This window comes from Haloparvum sedimenti, from assembly GCF_001462205.1.
GTDB classification, from domain to species: Archaea; Halobacteriota; Halobacteria; order Halobacteriales; family Haloferacaceae; genus Haloparvum; species Haloparvum sedimenti.
On sequence record NZ_LKIR01000073.1, the window covers coordinates 1 to 2,547 of the forward strand.

Genomic DNA, 2,547 nt, shown 5'->3' on the forward strand with positions numbered 1-2,547 from the left:
TCGAGGTAGAGGTCACCTCGACCGCTGGCGATTCGACGCTCTCGCGCATCATCGAGATGGTACAGGGCGCACAGGCGAAGAAGACCGAGTCTGAGCAGTTCGTCGACCGCTTCTCCGGCTACTACACACCCCTCGTCGTCGTGCTGGCAATCCTGACCGCCGCTATCCCGCCGCTGGTTATCGCCGACCCCATCTCGGTGGACGTGGCCGGGTACGGGTTCACTTTCGCCGGCGACTGGCAGACCTGGTTCATCCGGGGGCTCACCCTGCTGGTGATCGCCTGTCCGTGTGCGTTCGTCATCTCCACACCCGTCTCGGTGGTGTCGGGCATCACCAGCGCCGCGAAGAACGGCGTCCTGATCAAGGGCGGCAACTACCTCGAAGCGATGGGCGGGGTCGACGCCGTCGCGCTCGACAAGACGGGGACGCTCACGAAGGGCGAACTCGCCGTCACCGATGTCGTCCCGGTCGGCGACACCACTGAGGCCGATCTGCTCCGTCGCGCCGCCGGGCTGGAGCGGCGCAGTGAGCACCCCATCGCTGCGGCGATTCTCGCCCGTGCTGAGGAGACGGGCGTGGGCGACCTGCCCGACCCGAGTGGCTTCGAGAGCCTCACCGGAAAGGGCATCCGCGGGGAGATCGACGGCGAGACGTACTATGCGGGCAAGCCCGCGCTCTTCGAGGAGCTGGGCTTCGACCTCGCTCGGGCACGCCGCGAGACGGACGGCGGCGTCGCGGCGGAAGAGGCGGCCGAGTACGACGACGGGGCATTCGCCGAGGACGCGCTCACCTCACTGGAGCGGGAGGGCAAGACGGTCGTTATCGTCGGGACGGAGTCGGAACTGCTGGGTGCAATCGCCATCGCCGACGAGGTACGCCCGGCCTCGAAGCGGGCTGTCGAACGCCTGCACGAGCTGGGCGTCGAGCGCGTGGTGATGCTGACCGGCGACAACGAGGGCACCGCCCGCGCCATCGCCGAGCAGGTCGGTGTCGATGAGTATCGCGCCGAACTCCTACCCGACGAGAAGGTCGACGCAGTCGAAGAGTTACAGGCGGAGTACGGGGAGGTCGCGATGGTCGGCGACGGCATCAATGACGCCCCCGCGCTCGCCACTGCGGAGGTCGGCATCGCGATGGGCGCCGCCGGCACCGACACCGCCCTCGAAACGGCTGATATTGCGTTGATGGGCGACGACATCGGGAAACTCCCGTACCTGTACGACCTGTCGCATACGGCCAACGGCGTGATCCGGCAGAACATCTGGGCGAGCCTCGGCGTGAAGCTCCTGCTCGCGTTAGGCGTGCCGCTGGGCCTGGTCAGCGTTGCGCTGGCAGTCGTTGTCGGAGATATGGGGATGAGCCTCGGCGTCACCGGGAACGCGATGCGGTTGTCCCGGATTGAGCCCGACCGGTTCTCCGACACCTGATTCTGCGGCTGAAAAGGCGGGCAGGGCGCTCTTCTTTCGGGACTTACCTCCGCTACATCGAGACAAGTTGTGGTTTGTCTGGGGCAGAAAGGACTGAGCCCCACCGTGGGCTCTGATTTGATGCCCGAGAATCCAGACGACGATCCGTTTCACGATTGCGAGTTAGGTCCCGACGCAGTCCTCGGGACGCACACCTTCCACGATGTCCTGTTCACCGACGACACGGAGACACCGGTGAACGTGCTCACTGGCGAGACACCAGCGCATTCGCAAGCCACCGTCGAGGAAGTGAAGGCGTTCGCTGCGAGTATCGACACGGACACACCACAAATCGCGCTCCCCGCATCCGTCGAGTCGCAGGTCGAAACACAGAGCAAGCCCTACACCTCAGCTGCGTTCTTCCATTTCAAGGCGACGGGGTCACTCGAACGACACCGTGCCTACCACGCCGCGTACGACTCGGATGCGTTCACCGTCGACTTCGAGGCCGACTACGCGTCGGGCGATCTAACCATCACAGTCGACCGAGCGAACGAGTCCTAAGAATCGACCGCTAGATCAGGTTTTTCGAGCGCCGGCGATGGGTGCCGGCGCAGCAGGAGTGAGCGAGCAATCATTCCCGGTGCGTCGGCGCTTCGAGGTGTTCGAGATGCACATGGTCATTTACAGTCTGGTAGAAGCATCGACAGAAGACGAAGCACTATCCACCGGAAAGTCGGTGTTCGACCGCCTGGTCGGCGCGGACCCACACGCCGGCGCCGTCTTCGACTACCACGTGACTTTCGATGAGGAAGACACGTCCGTTGCGGGGAAGGCGCGATGGGGTGAGTTGCCGACTGCAGCCCCCATCGACTCCGATGACGGCCAAGACCTACTTGAGCGTGGCTGGGAGGCGACGAAAGAGGAGTTCGAGCGCAACCTCGAGCGGGTGAGGGAAGCACTTGACGAACTCTCCGACGAGGAGATTATGCGCGACGAAGATCTCGCTCGGCACGCGTTCCACCAGGTCGGCGCCTACGACGGGCCAACGATCTTTCTGTACAACGAATATTCGAACGGTATCCGTCACCGTGAGCAGCTGGATCGAGTGCTGGAGGAGAGCGAGGAGCTCTGGATCGTA

The 2,547-nt window shown here is 64.2% G+C and carries 3 protein-coding genes; all 3 read left to right on the forward strand.

Annotated features, from left to right (window positions below):
• Positions 1-1,427 (forward strand): heavy metal translocating P-type ATPase (locus AN233_RS04990; protein ID WP_125919978.1); only part of this gene is annotated, 1,427 nt, incomplete at its 5' end.
• A 120-nt stretch (positions 1,428-1,547) separates the two neighbouring features.
• Positions 1,548-1,970, forward strand: coding sequence for a hypothetical protein (locus AN233_RS04995; protein WP_058365747.1), 423 nt, complete (start codon positions 1,548-1,550; stop codon positions 1,968-1,970).
• A 106-nt stretch (positions 1,971-2,076) separates the two neighbouring features.
• Positions 2,077-2,547: hypothetical protein (locus AN233_RS05000; RefSeq protein WP_058365748.1), on the forward strand; the 471-nt coding region annotated here is incomplete at its 3' end.